The 17,503-nt window shown below is 68.8% G+C and carries 20 protein-coding genes and 1 tRNA gene; 14 read left to right on the top strand and 7 right to left on the bottom strand.

Annotated elements, in window-relative coordinates; genetic code table 11:
* Position 1 precedes the first annotated feature (1 nt).
* Complete coding sequence (locus ACFW0G_RS02455; RefSeq protein ID WP_378322860.1) at positions 2–526, bottom strand: DUF6790 family protein; 525 nt, start codon at positions 524–526, stop codon at positions 2–4.
* Positions 527–582: 56 nt separating this feature from the next.
* Here ACFW0G_RS02455 and ACFW0G_RS02460 point away from each other — a divergent pair, with 56 nt between their 5' ends.
* Together ACFW0G_RS02460 and ACFW0G_RS02465 are read left to right on the top strand one after the other, a co-directional pair.
* Positions 583–1,029, top strand: coding sequence for a MarR family winged helix-turn-helix transcriptional regulator (locus tag ACFW0G_RS02460; RefSeq protein ID WP_378322861.1), 447 nt, complete (start codon positions 583–585; stop codon positions 1,027–1,029).
* Between the two features lie 148 nt (positions 1,030–1,177).
* On the top strand, positions 1,178–1,558 hold the full coding sequence (locus ACFW0G_RS02465) for a Rid family detoxifying hydrolase (RefSeq protein ID WP_378322862.1): 381 nt from the start codon (positions 1,178–1,180) through the stop codon (positions 1,556–1,558).
* Positions 1,559–1,586: 28 nt separating this feature from the next.
* On the opposite strand, the gene ACFW0G_RS02470 is transcribed toward ACFW0G_RS02465, so the two are convergent.
* Positions 1,587–1,745, bottom strand: coding sequence for a hypothetical protein (locus ACFW0G_RS02470; protein WP_378322863.1), 159 nt, complete (start codon positions 1,743–1,745; stop codon positions 1,587–1,589).
* A 205-nt stretch (positions 1,746–1,950) separates the two neighbouring features.
* Complete coding sequence (locus ACFW0G_RS02475; RefSeq protein WP_378322864.1) at positions 1,951–2,916, bottom strand: Lrp/AsnC family transcriptional regulator; 966 nt, start codon at positions 2,914–2,916, stop codon at positions 1,951–1,953.
* A 115-nt stretch (positions 2,917–3,031) separates the two neighbouring features.
* On the opposite strand from ACFW0G_RS02475, the gene ACFW0G_RS02480 reads away from it, so the two are divergent.
* The 6 genes from ACFW0G_RS02480 to ACFW0G_RS02505 all read left to right on the top strand — a co-directional run bounded on the left by ACFW0G_RS02480 (position 3,032) and on the right by ACFW0G_RS02505 (position 9,562).
* Positions 3,032–4,471, top strand: a complete 1,440-nt coding sequence (locus ACFW0G_RS02480; RefSeq protein ID WP_378322865.1) for an FAD-dependent monooxygenase — start codon at positions 3,032–3,034, stop codon at positions 4,469–4,471.
* A gap of 146 nt (positions 4,472–4,617) precedes the next feature.
* Positions 4,618–5,505 carry a hypothetical protein gene (locus ACFW0G_RS02485; RefSeq protein WP_378322866.1) on the top strand — a complete coding sequence of 296 codons (888 nt, stop codon included), beginning with the start codon at positions 4,618–4,620 and terminating at the stop codon, positions 5,503–5,505.
* Positions 5,506–5,716: 211 nt separating this feature from the next.
* On the top strand, positions 5,717–6,757 hold the full coding sequence (vanH, locus tag ACFW0G_RS02490) for a D-lactate dehydrogenase VanH (RefSeq protein WP_378322867.1): 1,041 nt from the start codon (positions 5,717–5,719) through the stop codon (positions 6,755–6,757).
* The gene (vanA, locus tag ACFW0G_RS02495) at positions 6,750–7,784 is read left to right on the top strand and encodes a D-alanine--(R)-lactate ligase (RefSeq protein WP_378322869.1); all 1,035 of its coding nucleotides are present in this window, start codon (positions 6,750–6,752) and stop codon (positions 7,782–7,784) included. The genes vanH and vanA overlap by 8 nt, the downstream gene beginning before the upstream one ends.
* Positions 7,781–8,416, top strand: coding sequence for a D-Ala-D-Ala dipeptidase VanX (vanX, locus tag ACFW0G_RS02500; protein ID WP_378322870.1), 636 nt, complete (start codon positions 7,781–7,783; stop codon positions 8,414–8,416). Before vanA ends, vanX begins: the two co-directional genes overlap by 4 nt.
* A gap of 45 nt (positions 8,417–8,461) precedes the next feature.
* Positions 8,462–9,562 (top strand): glycosyltransferase, encoded by a 1,101-nt coding sequence (locus ACFW0G_RS02505; RefSeq protein WP_378322871.1) that lies wholly within the window; start codon positions 8,462–8,464, stop codon positions 9,560–9,562.
* Positions 9,563–9,571: 9 nt separating this feature from the next.
* On the opposite strand, the gene ACFW0G_RS02510 is transcribed toward ACFW0G_RS02505, so the two are convergent.
* A complete protein-coding gene (locus tag ACFW0G_RS02510; protein ID WP_378322872.1) occupies positions 9,572–10,660 on the bottom strand; it encodes a sensor histidine kinase in 1,089 nt (362 codons plus the stop codon).
* Positions 10,653–11,336, bottom strand: a complete 684-nt coding sequence (locus ACFW0G_RS02515; protein ID WP_378322873.1) for a response regulator transcription factor — start codon at positions 11,334–11,336, stop codon at positions 10,653–10,655. The genes ACFW0G_RS02510 and ACFW0G_RS02515 overlap by 8 nt, the downstream gene beginning before the upstream one ends.
* A 114-nt stretch (positions 11,337–11,450) precedes the next feature.
* Between ACFW0G_RS02515 and ACFW0G_RS02520 the strand changes: the two genes are divergently transcribed.
* From ACFW0G_RS02520 to ACFW0G_RS02530, 3 genes are all read left to right on the top strand, one after another.
* Complete coding sequence (locus tag ACFW0G_RS02520; protein WP_378322874.1) at positions 11,451–12,014, top strand: M15 family metallopeptidase; 564 nt, start codon at positions 11,451–11,453, stop codon at positions 12,012–12,014.
* Between the two features lie 147 nt (positions 12,015–12,161).
* Entirely contained in the window at positions 12,162–13,394 is a 1,233-nt protein-coding gene (locus ACFW0G_RS02525; protein WP_378322875.1) for a cytochrome P450, read from the top strand.
* Positions 13,395–13,500: 106 nt separating this feature from the next.
* Positions 13,501–13,632, top strand: a complete 132-nt coding sequence (locus tag ACFW0G_RS02530; protein ID WP_378322876.1) for a hypothetical protein — start codon at positions 13,501–13,503, stop codon at positions 13,630–13,632.
* 87 nt (positions 13,633–13,719) lie between these two features.
* Here ACFW0G_RS02530 and ACFW0G_RS02535 read toward each other — a convergent pair whose 3' ends face one another.
* Entirely contained in the window at positions 13,720–14,277 is a 558-nt protein-coding gene (locus tag ACFW0G_RS02535; protein WP_378322877.1) for a DUF4232 domain-containing protein, read from the bottom strand.
* A 252-nt stretch (positions 14,278–14,529) separates the two neighbouring features.
* Here ACFW0G_RS02535 and ACFW0G_RS02540 point away from each other — a divergent pair, with 252 nt between their 5' ends.
* From ACFW0G_RS02540 to ACFW0G_RS02550, 3 genes are all read left to right on the top strand, one after another.
* The gene (locus tag ACFW0G_RS02540) at positions 14,530–15,381 is read left to right on the top strand and encodes an SAM-dependent methyltransferase (protein ID WP_378322878.1); all 852 of its coding nucleotides are present in this window, start codon (positions 14,530–14,532) and stop codon (positions 15,379–15,381) included.
* Positions 15,382–15,455: 74 nt separating this feature from the next.
* Positions 15,456–15,539, top strand: a tRNA-Leu gene (locus tag ACFW0G_RS02545).
* A 192-nt stretch (positions 15,540–15,731) separates the two neighbouring features.
* Positions 15,732–16,802: a hypothetical protein gene (locus ACFW0G_RS02550; protein ID WP_378322880.1), complete on the top strand. Its 1,071-nt coding sequence runs from the start codon at positions 15,732–15,734 to the stop codon at positions 16,800–16,802.
* Between the two features lie 64 nt (positions 16,803–16,866).
* Here the strand turns inward: ACFW0G_RS02550 and ACFW0G_RS02555 are convergent, their stop codons facing one another.
* Positions 16,867–17,397, bottom strand: coding sequence for an RICIN domain-containing protein (locus tag ACFW0G_RS02555; RefSeq protein WP_378322881.1), 531 nt, complete (start codon positions 17,395–17,397; stop codon positions 16,867–16,869).
* Positions 17,398–17,503 lie beyond the last annotated feature (106 nt).

Consider the following 17,503-nt stretch of genomic DNA (forward strand, 5'->3'; position numbering starts at 1 on the left):
ATCAGGCGGCGATCTCGACGGCCGGCTGGGGCGTGGCCGCCAGTCGCCGGGACCGCACCGCCAGAATGATCATCACGGCCGGGATCAGGATGTCGGTGATCAGGACTCCGCCGGTGTTGCCGGGAGCGTGGTCACCGCCCGCGAACCACTGGTAGACGTGACCGACCACGGCTCCCCACAGGAACATCCCGGCACCGAGCCCGATAGTGATCCGCTCGCGCGCGGACGCCGAGGCGGCGCGGAATCCCAGGACGGCCAGCCCGAGGTTGGCGAAGGCGATCTCGAACAGGAACGGCGTCCGGCCGAACCCGATCGCGGTGGCCATCACGTCCGGGACGGCGAGGAACGCGACCGTCATCCACAGACTGCCCAGCCCCATCGCGCCGATGGCCCACCAGCGCTGCCAGATCTCCAGCCGTTCCCGAGGCGAGGCGACACGGCGGGCCCGCACGGCGGCGCCGATGGCCGGGATCAGGATCCAGACCACGGGGAAGGCTGACTGGGCGAGGTAAGAGAAAGTGTCCATACCCTCAGTCTTACCTTGTTAACATTAACGTGTCAACACTCTGTTATGCTGACGCCATGGACGACGGACTCGCAGACCTGCTGCACCGGGTCGTCATGCTGCTGGGCGAAGCGACCCGGCGACGCACCGACGACCGAGACGGCCTGACCTACAGCCAGATACGACTACTGGGCACACTCGAAGACATCGAACCGGCGACACAACACCGCCTCGCACAGGCACTGTCGGTATCCGACCCCGCGATCAGCCGGGCACTACGACCACTCGAAGCAGACGGCCTCGTACACATCACCATCGACCCCGACCACGCACGACGACGACTGGTCCGCCTCACCAACACCGGCCGAAAAGCCTTCCACAGCGCCGGAAAACCGCTCCACGACGAATTCCGCACCGCACTCGTCGCCGCCGGCTTCCCCTACGAACGCTACCTCGAAGACACCCAACGACTGGCCGAACTCCTCACAGCCACCCGAGAACCGCTACCCGTTCCGCGACAGTGAAAGCCCGGGCGGAGAAGGAAATACGGTTGAGCGGGCGTCGCCGCCGCGACGATCATGTCCGGGTGACCGAAACCTCTGTGTCCGTCGGGCAGGACGAAGACGAGGACGATCTCCTACCGGACCGCCCCCTCTCAAACCGGAGAAACCGATGACCCGTAACGCCATTGACGCCGCTTCCGCTGTCGCCGTCGGCCCCTATTCCCATGCCGTCGACACCGGGAGCCTGATCCTGCTGTCCGGCCAGACCCCGCTCGACGGGAGTACCGGCACCTTGGTGGACGGCGGGATCGCGGCGCAGACCCGTCAGTGCTTCACGAACCTGTTCGCGGTGCTCGCCGCCGGCGGCCTGGCACCAGACGACGTGCAGAAGTGCACCGTCTTCCTCACCGACATGAACGATTTCGCGGCGATGAACGAGGTCTACGCCGAGATGTTCGACCAGCCCTACCCCGCTCGCACCACCATCGGCGTCGCCGCCCTGCCGCTCGGTGCCGCGGTCGAGATCGAAATCATCGCGAAACGCCGTTGAACCCCCGCGAGAGCCGGTGCGTGGCGCGTCAGAGCTCCAGAACGAACTCCGCCCCGCACTCGGCCGGGCACGGCGCCGGCGTACCGCACTTCAGGCAATGGCCCTCGCTGGGCCGATGCTGCGCGAGCGTCGCCACCGCGCGCTCGCGGTAGCGGCTCAGCTCGGCATCCCAATCGTCTTCGAACATCCCGCGAACGGGAACCCCAGCAGTCATCCTCATCACGACCTTCAGCGTGCTCCGGCCAAAGCCCCCGGCCGAACCGGGCGCTTCCTGATTCCGTTGTGCTGTGCCGCGGCGCACGTCCTGTCTTCTTCGTCACACCCTACGCCGCTTCGCCTCCAGCCAGCCGGGATTTCGGCATTTCAGGACACATCGGTTGCCCGAACGGTCGCTACGCCCGGTTCGCGGCCTGCTTGACGGTCCTGATCACGGGGGCCGTCTCGATGTGGGTGATGGCGGGCAACGCGGCCACCCGGGTGGTCAGGTACCGGTACAGCTCCCGGTGGTTCGCGCACACCACGCTCGCGCACAGGTTCGTCGGCCCGGTCGTGGCGGCGGCGAACGCGATCTCCGGATGCCCTGCCAGGGCCGTGCCGGCCGCCACCAGGTGCGCGGGGGCGACGGAGAGCCAGAGCAGGGTTCGGGGGCCGACACCGAACAGGCCGCCGTCGACGTCGATGTCCAGGTACAGCACCCCGCGTTCGCGCAGCTCGGTCATCCTGCGGCGGACCGTCGTCGGCGACCAGCCGGTCACCGCGGCCAGCTGCTCGACGCCGGTCCGGCCGTCGGTGGCGAGCGCGGCGAGGAGCTTGCGGTCCCCGTCGTCGAGCCGCACCGGTCCCGGCCGGTGCGGCACCGGGGGCGGGCGCAGCCGGGCGATCGACTCCTCGTCCAGGGATCCGAGCTTGGCGACCAGGCTGTCCGGGCCGCCGTAGAACGCGTGCAGCACGGAATGCGCGGTCACCCCCTCCACGCGCGGGGTGCGCGGGAGCTTGGCCAGCAGCAGCGCCTCGCTGTCGGCCTCGCTCTCGGTGCGGACCGTGCAGGTGATCTCGGTGCCTCCGGAGGTGATGCTCACCCAGGACGTGTCCGGTCGCCGGGCCAGCGCCTCGGCGACCGGGACCGACGCCGCGGGCGCGCAGCGCACTCGCAGGAACCACAGCACCGCCCCCAGCGCGGCCGGGTCGACCCCGCCGAGCACCCGCACCGCCCCCGCCGACCGCAACCGGGCGTACCGGCGGGCGATGGTGCGATCCGACACGCCGAGCACCTCGGCGATCGTGCTGAACGGGGCCCTGCCGTTGATCTGCAAGGCGTGCACGAGCCGACGATCCAGCTCGTCGTAGTCGGATTCCACCGAAACAAGCGTAATCATCGTCGGATACCGACGCAATCAAGCCCATTTCTGGCGCGACCGCGTCGGCGAGCGGAGCGTTGCTCTCGTCCTGATCGACACCACCAGGGGAGAACACATGGACACCGATGTGCTCGTCGTCGGCGCGGGCCCGACCGGCCTGACACTGGCCGGCGAACTGCGCCTGGCGGGGGTTTCGGCCGTGCTGGCCGACAAGCTGTCGCAGCGCAGTACGTTGTCGAAGGCGGGCGGCGTGCAGTCCCGCACCCAGGAGGCCTTCGACCAGCGCGGCTTGCTGGAACCGTTGCTGGCCACGGGAACCTACCCGGTCGGCACCGCCCACTTCGCGGGTATCACGCTCCCGCTCACCCGGGACAGGCACCGGCATCCGTGGCGGTCCATCCCGCAGGTGGCGATCGAGGGATTCCTTGTGCACCACCTTGCCGCACAAGGCATCCACGTCCGGCGCGACCACGAGCTGACCGGCATCGCCCAGGATGCCGACGGGGTCACCGCGACCTTCGCGAACGGTGGTGTCCTCCGCTCCCGGTACCTGGTCGCGGCCGACGGTGGCCGCAGTACGGTGCGGTCGCTGCTGGGGGCGGAGTTCCCCGGCAGGCCGGGCACGACGACCACCGTCGCCGCCGACGTGCGGTTGGGCGGCGACGACCAGGCGATGACGCACACCCGGAGCGAGGACGGGCACTGGGTGGCGGTGTTCCCGCTCGGCACCGATCCGCAGGGCAGGCCGCTGCGCCGGCTCTCGCTGGGCGGGCCGGGCCGGTCACTGCCCCGGGAGGTCCCGGTCACCGAGGACGAGATCCGCGATGGGCTGCGCGCCGTCTTCGGCTCCCGGGTGGAACTGCTCGAACTGCGCTACGCCCGCCGCATCACCAACGCGGCCCGGCAGGCCGCGCGGTACCGGCACGGACGGGTGTTCCTGGCGGGCGACGCCGCCCACGTCCATCTCCCGATCGGCGCGCAGGGCATGAACACCGGGATCCAGGACGCGCTCAACCTCGGCTGGAAGCTCGGTGCCGCGGTACACGGCTGGGCCCCGGCGCATTTGCTCGACACCTACCACGCCGAACGCCATCCGGTCGCGGCCGCCGTGCTGCGCAACGTTCAGGCGCAGAGCCTGCTGATGGACCAGCAGGGCACCGGCGACCCGGATCTGCTGGCCGCCAAGGAAGTGTTCACGGCACTGACGCGGCTGCGGGACGTGCAGTACCACCTCGACGACATGCTGTCCGGGATGGGCATCCGCTACCCCATGCCAGGCACCGAAGATCAACCGCTCGCCGGACTCCCCGCGCCCGATCAGGATCTCGGCCCGGTCCGGTCGCACGAGCTGCTGCGGAGCGGGCGCGGCGTCCTGATCGACCCGGCCGACAGGTTCGCCAAGATGGCCGCCCTCTGGCAGGACCGCGTCGACCGCGCGGGGCAGGGCACCGGCGCCGAGCCGATGCTCATCCGGCCGGACGGCTACGTGTGCTGGGCAGGCGACCCGGACGACCTCGAACCAGCGCTCGGCCACTGGTTCGGCGAGCCGCACTGAGCACCGGCCGAGGTCCTGCCCGTGGAGACAGGACGGATCAAACCTTCGGGCAACTCTCCGGCCTGCCACCGCTCCGAAGCAACCCGATTCCGATTCTTACGTCTTCCGGACAAAGCTTCGACAAAGGTCGCGAGAGGGGCGCCGAAATGGAATTCACCGCTCAGAAGACAATCAAAATGGCCATCGTGGGCGGAGCGTTCGCCGCCACCGCGCTCCTTTCCGCGTGCAGCGGAAACAGCGTCGCGGGAAACAGTTCTCCGGTGCAGAACGCGGCGGAACCGGCGGCCGTCGAGCAGGTGCGGGAAGGCGGCCAGGGGGCGGCCACCGGAGGTTCCGGCGCCGCGGGTTCCGGCACCGCGTCGAACGGCGATGTCAACTGCAGCCGGCACGGCGGCCAGGTCGGCGCGCCGGGGCGGCCGAAGATGGACCTGATCGCGGTGGCCGCGACCGATGGCACCAAACCGGGCTGCACCGAAGCGTTCAACGTGATCACGGAGTACTACCAGAAGCTGCCGCAGGCCGAAGGCCCGGGCGAGCGGGTGCTCGACGTCCAGGGGAAATGGACCTGCGCTCGTCAGGAGGACTCCGCGGGCGGCAGCCAGGGAGCGGTGACCTGCGGCGTGCCCAACAGCTCCCTGCAGCTGGAGACCAGGCCCTCGAACGGCGCCGGGAAGACGCCTGTCCAGCAGGTCCGCAAGTTCCCGAGCACCACCCAGTCGGTGCAGTTCACCGGGTACGACGACGGCGTGCGGATGGTCCGCTTCCAGCTGGTCACCCCGCGGCAGGGCGGCCAGGGCGCGCCGGTCGACGGCAAGACCTACCGGCTCCCGCTGCAGAAGGGCGGCAAGGTCTTCAGCGCGGCCACCCTGTGCCCCAGCGCGTCGGTCACCATCGACGGCCAGGGCTACGGCAACCAGCCGTGCGGCCAGGACCGGCTGATCCAGCAGCTGAAGGACGGCAACCCGGTGCTCGCGCGGATCAGCGTGAACAGCGACGACGAGATCACCACGGTCAAGGAGATCTACCACCCCTGATCCGGGGGATTCGGAAACCGGCAGCCGGGAAGTTCACCCGGCTGCCGGTTTTTCGCGCTCGTCCCGGCGACGACCCTCGTCATGCCGTTGCCTGCTTGTGTTCTTGTCCGGCCGGCGTGCGCCGAACACATGTTACCCGCTGGTAGCATATTGTCGGCGTATCGAAAAGCGCATACGTGCCGGCAACAGGCCGCTGGTTTGACTGGGCGGCATGACCTCCAGCGAATCAGCCCGAACGGCGGTCCGCCGCACCCGCTCGCCGGCGTCCGCGTCTTCCGCGGCCGGTTCGGCGCTGGGTGTCACGGTCTATGGCTGCGAGCAGGACGAGGCCGCCTTGTTCCGGGAGCTGGCGCCTCGGTGTGGCATTACGCCGACGATCACCGACGCCGCGGTATCCGAAGCCACCGTCGAACTGGCGTCCGGAAACCGATGCGTCAGCGTGGGTCACAAGACGCACATCACCAACGCCACCCTCCGCGCGCTCAGCCGGACCGGCGTGCGGTACATCTCCACCAGGAGCATCGGATACAACCATCTCGATGTGGAGTACGCGGAACGCGTCGGCATCTCCGTCGAGAACGTCGCTTATTCGCCCGACAGCGTGGCCGATTACACGGTGATGCTGATGCTGATGGCGATACGAGGCGCGAAATCCGTTCTCAGGCGCGCGGATGTCCATGACTACCGGCTGAATGACGTACGCGGGAAAGAGCTGCGCGATCTGACCGTCGGGGTGATCGGGACGGGACGCATCGGCGTGGCGGTCATGGACAGGCTGCGCGGCTTCGGCTGCCGCGTACTGGCCTACGACAGCCGTCCCAGGAACTCCGCCGACTACGTTCCGCTCGACGAGTTGCTGCAGCTGAGCGACATCGTCACGCTCCACACCCCGCTCAACGCGGGCACCCACCATCTCCTCGATCGCCGGCGTATCGCGCAGCTGAAACACGGTGCGTTCGTCATCAACACCGGCCGCGGTGCGCTTGTCGATACCGAGGCCCTCGTTCCGGCGTTGGAAAGCGGCAGGCTGGGCGGCGCGGCGCTGGACGTCCTCGAAGGGGAGGAAGGGATCTTCTACGCCGACTGCCGAAGCCGGCCCGTCGCGAGCAAACCATTGGCGCGGCTGCAAAGCATGGCCACCGTGCTCATCAGTCCGCACACCGCCTACTACACGGACCACGCACTGCGGGACACCGTCGAAAACAGTCTCATCAACTGCCTGAATTTCGAAAGCAGGACGCAGCATGACTAGGGTGAAGGTCGGCATCTTGTTCGGGGGTTCCTGCGAGGAACATCCCGTCTCCCTCAAATCCGCGCGGGAGGTCGCCAAGAGCCTCGACACCGGAAAGTACGAACCGTTCTGGATCGGCATTTCGCAGAGCGGCTCCTGGACGCTTTGTGACAGCGCGGACGGGGAGATCGGCGACGGCAGGCCCGCCCTGCTGTCGCCGGACCCGGCCGTCGGCGGATTGCTCGTCCTCGACCACGGGAAGTACGAAGAGATCCGGCTGGACCTCGTGCTGCCCGTCCTGCACGGCAGGTTCGGCGAGGACGGCGCGATCCAGGGGCTGCTGGAACTCTCCGGCATCCCCTACGCGGGCTGCGACATCCAGAGCTCCGCCGTGTGCATGGACAAATCCCTCGCCTACGCGGTGGCCCGCGCTGCGGGAATCGCCACGCCGAAGTTCTGGACCGTCACACCGGGCGAGACCTTCGATCTCAGCCAGCTCACCTACCCGGTCTTCGTGAAGCCTGCGCGTTCGGGTTCGTCCTTCGGTGTCAGCAAGGTGAACTGCGAAGAAGAGTTTCCGAAGGCGCTGGAAACCGCGCGGCAGTTCGACTCGAAGGTGCTGATCGAAGAGGCGGTCGTGGGCAGCGAGGTCGGCTGCGCCGTCCTGGGGAACGATCCGGATTTGACCACCGGCGAGGTGGACCGGATCGCGCTGTCCCATGGCTTCTTCAAGATCCATCAGGAGACGGACCCCGAAAGCGGTTCCGAAAACTCGACGCCGATCGTTCCCGCGGACATCCGGGCGGAAACGCGCGCACTCGTACAGGAGACGGCCAAGGCCATCTATCGCGCCTTCGGCTGCGGCGGGCTGGCTCGGGTGGACATGTTCCTCACGGAATCCGGCGAGGTGGTCCTCAACGAGGTCAACACCTTGCCCGGCCTGACCTCCTACAGCCGCTATCCGCGCATGATGGCCGCCGCCGGGTTGCCGATGGCCGAGGTGATCGACCGGCTCGTGTCGCTGACCTTGACGGGTAATCGGCGATGAAGGCCGACTTCGTCTTCGTGGACGAGCTCGTCCCCGGGATACGCTGGGACGCCAAGTACGCCACCTGGGACAATTTCACCGGTAAACCAGTGGACGGCTACCTTGCCAATCGCATCGTAGGCACGAGAGCTTTGTGCGCGGCCTTGGAAAATGCACAGGAAAAGGCCGGATCGCTCGGCTTCGGGCTGTTGCTCTGGGATGGTTACCGCCCGCAACGCGCTGTCGACAGCTTCATGCGCTGGTCGAAACAGCCGGAGGACGGCCGGACGAAACAGCGGCACTATCCGCACATCGACCGGCCCGCGATGTTCGAGCAGGGATACGTGGCCACCAGATCCGGGCACAGCAGGGGCAGCACGGTCGACCTGACCTTTTACCAGCTGGCCACCGGGGAACTCGCCGCCATGGGCGGCGACCACGACCTGATGGACCCGATCTCCCATCATGGCGCCGGCGGCATCACGGAAGCCGAAGCGCGAAACCGCCGGCATCTTTGCTCCATCATGGAGGCCTGCGGTTTCGCCCGCTACGACTCCGAATGGTGGCATTACTCGCTGCGCGACGAGCCCTATCCGGACACCTATTTCGACTTTCCCATCAAAAGTGCCGAAGGTCTTCTGGTCCATGGCTGAGATCCGGCGGCCCGCCGGACAGTGGGCGATAAGGACGTCCAGGCCGTGACGGCACCGCGCATCGTTGTCGCGGGCGGCCATTCGGCCGGGCACATCGAGCCCACGATGAACCTCGCCGACGCGCTGCGCCGCCTGGTGCCCACGGCCGAGATCACCGCTCTCGGCACCGTCCGCGGCCTGGACACCACGCTCATCCCGGCCCGCGGCTATCCGCTCGAACTCATCCCGCCGGCGCCGCTGCCGCGCGGGCCGAACCGGGCCCTGCTGCACACACCGGGCAGACTGCGCGACGCGGTGCGGGCGGCCGGGGCGGTACTCGACCGTGTGCGGGCCGAGGTCGTAGTGGGCTTCGGCGGCTATGTGGCTTTCCCCGCCTACCTCGCCGCCCGCCGGCGGGGCCTGCCGATCGTCGTCCACGAGGCGAACGTCCGGCCCGGTGTGGCCAACCGGCTGGCGGCCCGGATGACGACGCGCGTGTTCACCGCCTCGCCGAGTGTCCGGCTGGCGCACGCCACCGCCATCGGCATCCCGCTGCGCCCGGCGATCACCGGGCTCGACCGGCCCGCGCTGCGCGACGCGGCCCGGTGGCGGTTCGGCCTGCGATCCGACGGGCCGGTCCTGCTGGTCACCGGCGGTTCGCAAGGCGCCGGGGCGATCAATGCCGCGGTGTCCGGCGCGGCGACGGCGCTACGGGCGAGCGGTGTGCAGGTGCTGCACATCACCGGGCAACGGCACGTGGTCGAGGTATCGGACGGCGACCCGCCTTACGTCGTCACGCCCTACGTCGACGAGATGCGGTACGCCTACGCCGCGGCCGACTTCGTGCTCTGCCGCTCGGGCGCGATGACGTGCGCCGAGCTGGCCGCTGTCGGCCTGCCCGCCGCGTACGTCCCGCTGCCGCTGCGCGGCGGTGAGCAACGACTGAACGCCGAGCCCGTCGTCGATGCAGGCGGGGCGCTGCTCGTCGACAACGCGGACCTCGACCCGGCCTGGATCGAGACCGCTCTGATCCCGGTGCTCACCGACCCCGAACGACTCGCGGCGATGTCGGCCCGCGCGTCGGCGGCGGGTGCCTCGGACGCGGACGTCGTGCTGGCCAGGCACGTGCTCGGCGCGGTCGCCGAGCGAAGGGGGATCGCCCGGTGAGAAAGGCCGTCAGCTGCCGGAACCCGGTGGTGCGGCGGGGAGCCGCACCACCACGCGGAGCCCACCGGCGGGCAGCGGGGTGAGCGCGAGGGTTCCGTCGTGTGCTTGGGCGATGCTCTTGACGATCGCCAGGCCGAGGCCGACACCCGCGTGGTCACTGCGGATGCGTTCGGTGCCGCGCTGAAACGGCTCGACAAGCGTGGAAACCAGGTGCGGCGAAAGCTTCTTGCCGGTGTTCTCGACAATGAGCACCACGCCCTTGGAACGAACGCCGGTCGTGACCCGCACGGTGCCCTCTTCGGGAATATTGTGGACGATCGCGTTGTGCACGAGATTCGTGGTCAGCTGCAGCAGGAGCGCGTGCGAACCGATCACGGGGGTGACGTCGCCGGAGGTCTCGATGGTGAGACCGCGTTTTTCCGCGAGGGGAAGGAGTGTTTCCGAGGCTTCTTCCGCTATCAGGGACAGATCGACGAGTTCTCGGGTGAAGGACCGTTTGTCGGCACGGCTGAGCAGGAGCAGCGCTTCGGTGAGATCGATCGCCCGGGTGTTGACGTAGTTGAGGCGCTCGACGAGTTCGCCCGCGTCGCGGCCCGGATCGTTGCGGGCCACGTCGAGCAGCGTCTGAGTGATCGCCAGCGGTGTGCGCAGTTCGTGGGAGGCGTTGGCCGCGAATCTCTGCTGCTCGGCGACGTGTGCTTCGAGCTGGGCGAGCATGGCGTCGAAGGCGTCGGCCAGCTCACGGAATTCGTCGTCGCGGCCTTCCAGCTCGATCCGGTGCGAGAGCGACCCGCTCGCCGCCCTGCGGGTGGCCTGGGTGATGCGCGTCAACGGGGCGAGCATGCGACCCGCGAGCACCCACCCGCCCAGCAGGCCGAACACCAGCAGGAACAACAGCGCCGCGGCGGCGGCTTGCACGAAGCCGTCGATGAGGGAGGAGCGGACCAGGATGCCGCCGGGGACCGCCGCCTCGGCGGGCAGGTGCCGCAGGACGAACACCCACACGACCGCGAGCAGCAGGATGCCAGCGACCATGAGGAACCCGGCGTAGCTGAGGGTGAGTTTGAGGCGAACGCTCCAGCCGGGGACCCTATCCACGGTCCTGTCCCCCACGCTCGGCGTCGATGCGGTAGCCGACGCCGGGCACCGTGGCGATGATCCACGGTTCGCCGAGGCGTTTGCGCAGGGCCGAGACCGTGATGCGCACGGCGTTGGTGAACGGGTCGGCGTTCTCGTCCCACGCTCGTTCCAGAAGTTCTTCGGCGCTGACGACACCGCCTTCGGCCGCGACGAGGACTTCGAGCACGGCGAACTGCTTCCTGGTCAGCGCGACGTAACGGCCGTCGCGGTAGACCTCGCGGCGGAACGGATCCAGCCGTAATCCCGCGATCTCCCGCACCGGCGGCCTGCTGTGTGCCCGTCTGCGGTCGAGTGCCCGGAGGCGGAGCACGAGCTCCCGGAGTTCGAACGGCTTGGTGAGGTAGTCGTCGGCGCCGAGTTCGAACCCGGTGGCCTTGTCGTCGAGCCGGTCGGCGGCGGTGAGCATCAGGATCGGCATGCCGCTCCCGGATGCGACGACGCGTTTGGCGATCTCGTCACCGGAGGGCCCCGGAATGTCGCGATCGAGCACGGCGATGTCGTAGGAGTTGACGCTCAACAATTCCAGCGCGGTGTCACCGTCACCGGCGATGTCGGCCGCGATCGCCTCCAGGCGCAGCCCGTCGCGGATGCCTTCGGCCAGATACGGTTCGTCCTCGACGATCAACACACGCACACTCTCGATCTTACGAGCCGGGCCATATCGCCGGCATATCCGAAACCGCGTACGCGCCGGCAACACCGTGCCGTCTTGGCTGGTGGCATGACCTACAGCGAACCTGCGCGAACGATGACCCGTCGAATTCGCGGGACTTTCGGCACCGGCCTGCGCGTCGTCATCGCGGCCGTCGCCAAGCCCCTCGGCTACCGGTTGGTTCGCGTCCAGCGCCGTGGTGCGCTCGGCGAGGCCCACGGTGCCGTCCCCGCCGGCACGACCGTGTTCGACGACGACATTCCGGCCGTGGCCAACCTCGATCCAGCGCTCCTCGGTGCCCTGCGCCAGGCCGCGAAGGAAGCCGCCGACGACGGCGTCGAATTCTTCGTCAACAGTGGCTGGCGTTCACCGGAATACCAGAACCAGCTTCGCCGGGAAGCGGTTTCCCGGTACGGCTCGGAAAAGGAAGCGGCCCGCTGGGTGGCCACCCCCGACACGTCCCCTCACGTGTCGGGGAACGCCGTCGACATCGGGCCTTCCGATGCCAAGGCGTGGCTGTCCGAGCACGGCGCCCGGTACGGGCTGTGCCAGATCTACCGCAACGAACCCTGGCACTACGAACTGCGCCCCGAAGCCGTCCAGCACGGCTGCCCGCCCATGTACCCCGACCCCTCGCACGATCCGCGGATGCGGCGCTGAACGGCCTCGGGTCCCGGAATCCGCCGGTGCTGCCCCGGGGAGGCAAGGTCAGTGTTCCCAAAGGGCATGCCCGCGTCGGCGTGACATACCCGTGACATGACCTGCCTACCGTCGCGATCGATAATGCCCCGTGCCAAGGAGCGGTCTTTGTCTGCGCCGATCGATGCCCTTCCGCTGCCGTTGCCCCGCGAACGAGAGTGCCCTTTCGGCCCCGCGCCCGAGATCGCCGGGCTCCGGCGGGACGCACCGGTGACGAAGGTGCTGTGCCCGACCGGGATCGAAGCCTGGCTGGTCACCCGCTACGCCGATGTCCGCGAGGTGCTGGGCGACCAGGAGCGGTTCAGCGCCCGCTCGGGTCAAGCCGGTCACGTACTGCTGAACCAGCCTCCCGGCGCCGCCGTCGAGGAGGGCGACTTCAACCGGATGGACAGCACGGATCACCTGCGCTTCCGCCGGGTGATCGCGCCCGCGATCACCACCGTCAAGCGCACGGAGCTGTTCCGGCCGCTGGTGCAACGGGTCGTCGACGAACTGCTGGACACGCTGGCGGGCGAAACCGGTCCCGTCGACCTGCACGCCAGGTTCTCCACGCCGCTCACCTCATCGGTCATCGCCGAGTTGCTCGACGTCCCGCCCGAGGACGGGGTGCTGTTCCACAACGCCGCCAGGGCGTTGTTCGACGGGCACGTCGACACCGAGGAGCTGGAGGCGGTGAAGGTCCCGCTGTACGCCTACGTGGCCAAATTGGTGGCCCAGCGCGTTCAGGAGCCCGGCGAGGACGTGATCAGCGTGATGGCTGCCAAGGCACGGGCGGCGGATCAACCGCTCACCCAGCTCGAACTGACGAAGGTGGCCTCAGGCCTGCTGGCCGCCGGCTACGACACCACGGCGAGCCTGATCACTTACGGCGTGCTGGCGTTGCTGCGCAACCCGGACCAGCTCGCGCTGCTCCGCGAGGATCCGAGCGCGGCCCCGAACGCCGCCGAAGAACTCCTTCGCCTGCTGAGCAACGGAAGCGGCCTGATGCGAGTGGCCACAGTGGACACCGAAATCGCCGGCACCCGCATCACGGCGGGCGACTACGTCGTCGTCGCGCTCCAGTCCGCCAACCAGGACCCCGAGCGGTTCCCCCTGCCCGAACGGCTCGACCTCGCCAGGCCGCGCGGTGCGCACCTGGCTTTCGGCCATGGTCCGCACCAGTGCCCCGGCCAGCACATCGCCCGGCTGGAGCTGACCACCGTGCTGGCCACGCTGCCGCGCCGGATCCCGTCGCTGCGGCTGGCGGTGCCGTTCGAGGAGGTCCCGTTCAAGAAGGACGCCGCCGTGCTCGGGCCCGCCCGGCTACCGGTCGCTTGGGACGAGGTGCTTCCCGCCGGGTAGCCGGTGCCGCGGGGAACTGGTCATCCGGCTGTGTCGCGCGTCACGGAATGACTGTCGATCTTCAGCGCTACACAGAAGTAACCGATGTTCGTAGCCAAGGAGTGACATGTCCCCCACCGCGACCCCGGAAGAAGCCACTGCCCCGCCGGCCGTCCCGGCGCTCGACGACTTCGACTTCCCGCTCACCGACGGCGCCGCCTGCCGCATCGACGACCCGGACTGCGAAGCCTGCCAGTGAGGCGACTGTCCACGTAGGACGGAACGGAACCCGGCCGGTGGCACCGGAAATCGGCGCCGCCGGCCGGGCTTTCCGCCGGGGGACGGGTCATACGGTGGGCGCGGTGCCCGGGGTCAGCGCACCGACGTCGACGCTGTGGCTGACCGGCCCGGCGTCGACCGGGCCGAGTTTCCAGTCGAGGGTGACGTTCGGGTCGATGTGGTCACCGTGGGCGTTGGAATCCGACGGCGCGCTGAAAGTAATGCCGTTGGGCGTCTGCTGCTCGGCGTCGGACCCGATGGCGGTCCAGTGCAGCGGGACGTACGCCGAGGAGCCGTCGACCAGCGCGACCGGCGGCGCGTCGGCCGGGGCCTGATTGTCGACCAGCACGTCGTGCGCGCCGACCAGGCCGACGTCGAGCTTGCCCGGCAGGAGGCAGCGTTCCCCGGGATTGGCGGTGAACTGGATGGCCGCGTTGCGGTTGCCCGCGCCGGCCCCGCCGTAGACCACCTTGCTGGTGAACTGGTTCGAGGTGCACGGGAACACGCTCGGGCCGTAGCCGTTGTCGGCGCTCGCGGTACCGGCGGCTAGCGCGGTCACCCCGGCGGCGACTCCCGCGACGGCGAGGGCGGCGACACTGCGGCGAAGATAGGTACGGGCGGTCATGGCTGCCCCTTTCCGGTCTTTGCCCGGGCGGACCTTCCACCCGGTGGCCGGGCGATCGACCGGTGATTCATTAACCTCGATCGCCCTCACCCCGGAAGACGTCCACGTAGCTGTCTGGGTGCATCGATGTGGGATCGCCCGCACCCAGGCAACCCGAACCCGCTTCACACGTCACCACAACGGAAAGCCGGTGCCGATTGGTGCAAACGCCGGACGCCGGCCAGCGGCCGGATCCGCCAGAATTTCCCTACCATGGCTGACAATTTCACACCCACCAGCGCATCGGAAGCGGCGGCCGACCGACTGCTCGCCAACGTCGAGAAACCCAGCCCCGCCCGCATCTACGACTACCTGCTCGGCGGCGAGAACCACTACGCCATCGACCGCGAGTTCGGCGACCGCCAGAAGCGCGTCATGCCCGACATCGTGCGCGCGATGCAGGCGAACAGAGCGTTCCTCGGCCGTGCCGTCCGCTGCGCCGTGGCGCAGGGGATCCGGCAGTTCGTCGACATCGGCTCCGGCCTGCCCACCAAGGGCCAGGTGCACGAGATCGCCGACGAGGCCGCCCCCGGCGAATGCCGAGTCGTCTACATCGACAACGAGCAGATCGCCTACGCCCACGCCGACGCGCTCCTGGGCACGCACGCGGACCGGCGCCGCCACCACGCCCTCTACGCGGACCTGCTCGAGTACACCGACCTGTGGCACCAGGTGTCGACGATCGACGGAATCGACCCGGAGGAGCCGACCTGCCTGCTGGTGGTGGCGCTGCTGCACTTCATCACCCCCGAACAGGCCCCGGAGAAGGCGCTGGACTTCCTGCGCGACTGCCTGCCTGCCGGATCGCTGCTGGCCATGAGCCACGGCTGCGACGAGCTGGACGACCCCGGCATCCAGCAAGTCGTGCGCAACTACTCGTCGGAGTCCACCACGCAGACCTGCCTGCGCACCCGCGCCGAGTTCACCGCGTTCTTCGGCGACTTCGAACTCCTCGACCCAGGCGTCGTGTGGGTTCCGCAATGGCGGCCGGACAACGACTCCGTCTGGAGCGAACACCCGGCCACCTCCCGCTACCTCGCAGGCGTCGCCCGGAAACCCCGTTGACGCTCCGCCTCGCCTTGATCGTCATCCCAGTGACAGCGGGTCACGGGGGACGATGTACACTCACTCCTCAGCAGGTCCGAGTGGCGGAATGGCAGACGCGCTAGCTTGAGGTGCTAGTGCCCTTAACGGGCGTGGGGGTTCAAGTCCCCCCTCGGACACACTCGTTAACCACACGCGGAGAGACCGTCACCATGACGGTCTCTAGCTGCACGGCCCGATAGAGCCGAGCAAGCTTCTCGACGCTCGCCCCGCCAAGTGCGGCACCGACGCCCCTGCTCGCGGTGTGTGGGCAGGGGCGTAACCCGTGTGTGTACTTCCCGGTGTCGGCTCCCCTTCGAGAAGGAGACAAAGTGCGGCACAAGATTACGCGCGCTCTTGCCCTGCTGGCGGCGCCGTTCGCGCTCGCGAGCACCGTCACCACCGGCCAGGCAGCAGCGGCGGCTTCCGTTCACTACAAGGTGACCATGATCAGAGCCGTGGACGGCGCGGTCGGCAATGTGCCGTTCGCGCTCAATGCGGCGGGGCACACCGCGGGATTGGGGTCGTTCCCCGGTATCGGCGCCCAGACCGGGTATCTCAGCACCAGCCCGACGCAGGTGACCGAGCTGCCCGGCGTCGTGCCCGGCGACCCGGCCCTGGCTCACGACAGTGCGGCGTTCGGGATGAACTCCTCCGACACCGTCGTCGGGTCCGCGCGGCAGACGTTGCCGATCCGGCAGACCGCGGTGGTGTGGCACAACGGCGTCCCGACCGATCTTGGCATCCTGCCCGCCGACGATCACGTCGAGGCGCGCGCGATCAACGACAGCGGCCAGATCGCGGGCAGTGGCGTGGACACCGGCGTCGCGTGGCTCTACCAGGCAGGAAAGACCACCGTGCTGCCCTCGCTGCCCGGTGGCCGGGTCGCCGGGGCGTTCGGGATCACCGCGGACGGCCAGGTCCTCGGCTTGTCCACGACGTCGAACGACGTCAGCAACGCCGAGGCCACGGTATGGCGCAACGGCAGCCCGTCCGACCTCGGGTCGTTGCCCGGCAGCACGTGGTCGGAGGCGCACGCCATGAACTCCAACGGGATCGCGGTCGGCGCGGCAGGGGTCGGCGGTGGCGAGTTCGCGCCCCGGCATCCGGTGATGTTCGCGGCGGGCAAGGTGATCGACCTGTGGCCGGAACTCGGGGGGAGTACGTTCGGCACCGCCTTCGCGATCAACAAGGACGGCACGATCGTCGGTGATGGACGCGACGGCTGGGTGTATCGCGACGGCGTCCGCACCGATCTGACCACGGTGATCCCGCCGGACTCCGGTCTGACGATCACGGCCGCCTACGGTATCAACGACGCCGGCCAGATCGCCGCCTCGGCCGCCAAGGTGGGCGACCGTCACCAGCGCTTCGCGGTGCTGCTCACCCCGGTCGCGGGCTGACTGTCCACAATGGAGTATAAGACGGGCAGGACTCGCGAGAGCCCTGCCCGTTCAGCGCGATCGGTCAGTACCACCGCTGGTCGACGTGCAGGTGGCAGTCCCACAGCACGAGCCGGGTCCCGTTCGCCGTGCTGCCGTTGTTCGCCAGGCCCACGCATTTGCCCGATGGGGTGTTGACCAGTGCGTTGTTGCCGTCGCCCAGATCCCGCCACGACCACTGCTGGTCGGGGTTGAGGTGACAGTCCCACAGCACCAGTTCGGTGCCGTTCGCGGTACTGCCGTTGTTCGCCAGACCCACGCACTTTCCGTTGGGGTAGCCGGAGGCGTAGCTGCGCAACGAGCGGCCGTCCAATCCGGGGTACCACCGCTGGTCGACGTGCAGATGACAGTCCCACAACACCAACCGGGTTCCGTTCGCCGTGCTGCCGTTGTCCGCCAGTCCGACACACTTGGGGGCGGCGGCGCTGATGATCGGCGACGCGGCGGCGGCCTGTGCCGCGCCCGCGGGTGCGGCGGACAGAGTCGCTCCGGCCAGCAGGCCGGCGAGAATGATTCCCAAGGTTCCCAGTACGCGTTTCACCTTGCTACTGCTCATCGGTGCCCTTTCTGGAATTGGCTGGGAAGTGCGCATTTCGACCTTAGGGAAGGCGATCGGCCCCGGCCGGGCCGTTCGGGCGGCGGTTCGCGGCCTGATTTCCGCG

The sequence above is a fragment of the Amycolatopsis sp. NPDC058986 genome, from assembly GCF_042741125.1.
GTDB lineage: Bacteria > Actinomycetota > Actinomycetes > Mycobacteriales > Pseudonocardiaceae > Amycolatopsis.

What these genes read in the sequence shown, in the direction of transcription:
- ACFW0G_RS02535 (WP_378322877.1), bottom strand. Translation starts at nt 14,277, where the DNA reads ATGACCGCCCGTACCTATCTTCGCCGCAGTGTCGCCGCCCTCGCCGTC.
- vanX (WP_378322870.1), top strand. Translation starts at nt 7,781, where the DNA reads ATGAAGGCCGACTTCGTCTTCGTGGACGAGCTCGTCCCCGGGATACGC.
- ACFW0G_RS02540 (WP_378322878.1), top strand. Translation starts at nt 14,530, where the DNA reads ATGGCTGACAATTTCACACCCACCAGCGCATCGGAAGCGGCGGCCGAC.
- ACFW0G_RS02460 (WP_378322861.1), top strand. Translation starts at nt 583, where the DNA reads ATGGACGACGGACTCGCAGACCTGCTGCACCGGGTCGTCATGCTGCTG.
- vanA (WP_378322869.1), top strand. Translation starts at nt 6,750, where the DNA reads ATGACTAGGGTGAAGGTCGGCATCTTGTTCGGGGGTTCCTGCGAGGAA.
- ACFW0G_RS02485 (WP_378322866.1), top strand. Translation starts at nt 4,618, where the DNA reads ATGGAATTCACCGCTCAGAAGACAATCAAAATGGCCATCGTGGGCGGA.
- ACFW0G_RS02520 (WP_378322874.1), top strand. Translation starts at nt 11,451, where the DNA reads ATGACCCGTCGAATTCGCGGGACTTTCGGCACCGGCCTGCGCGTCGTC.
- ACFW0G_RS02455 (WP_378322860.1), bottom strand. Translation starts at nt 526, where the DNA reads ATGGACACTTTCTCTTACCTCGCCCAGTCAGCCTTCCCCGTGGTCTGG.
- vanH (WP_378322867.1), top strand. Translation starts at nt 5,717, where the DNA reads ATGACCTCCAGCGAATCAGCCCGAACGGCGGTCCGCCGCACCCGCTCG.
- ACFW0G_RS02555 (WP_378322881.1), bottom strand. Translation starts at nt 17,397, where the DNA reads ATGAGCAGTAGCAAGGTGAAACGCGTACTGGGAACCTTGGGAATCATT.
- ACFW0G_RS02470 (WP_378322863.1), bottom strand. Translation starts at nt 1,745, where the DNA reads ATGTTCGAAGACGATTGGGATGCCGAGCTGAGCCGCTACCGCGAGCGC.
- ACFW0G_RS02480 (WP_378322865.1), top strand. Translation starts at nt 3,032, where the DNA reads ATGGACACCGATGTGCTCGTCGTCGGCGCGGGCCCGACCGGCCTGACA.
- ACFW0G_RS02465 (WP_378322862.1), top strand. Translation starts at nt 1,178, where the DNA reads ATGACCCGTAACGCCATTGACGCCGCTTCCGCTGTCGCCGTCGGCCCC.
- ACFW0G_RS02530 (WP_378322876.1), top strand. Translation starts at nt 13,501, where the DNA reads ATGTCCCCCACCGCGACCCCGGAAGAAGCCACTGCCCCGCCGGCCGTC.